Genomic DNA, 227 nt, shown 5'->3' with positions numbered 1-227 from the left:
CGAGGCCGTCAGCCGCTTAAGGCGTTCGTGGCGACACTTGGTTTTAGTCGAGCAAGCTTTGTCCGTTTCTCCGAGCGAGAGGACATCGAAGCCTGGCTGACAGGGCTTCGGGAGGCGTTCGCTTACTTTGGCGGCATGCCCGAGCAGGCATTGTTTGATAACGCCGGAACCATCATCACCGAGCGAGATGCTTTTGGGGAGGGCCAGCACCGTTGGCATCCCCGATT

At 59.0% G+C, this 227-nt stretch carries 1 pseudogene; it reads left to right on the top strand.

The annotated features are described in order from the left end of the window. A pseudogene (locus tag AO277_RS15725) lies at positions 1–227 on the top strand (IS21 family transposase); the annotation flags it as partial.

It is taken from the genome of Pseudomonas amygdali (genome assembly GCF_002699855.1).
GTDB lineage: Bacteria > Pseudomonadota > Gammaproteobacteria > Pseudomonadales > Pseudomonadaceae > Aquipseudomonas > Aquipseudomonas amygdali.
This window is presented reverse-complemented; position numbering and strand designations above follow the sequence as displayed.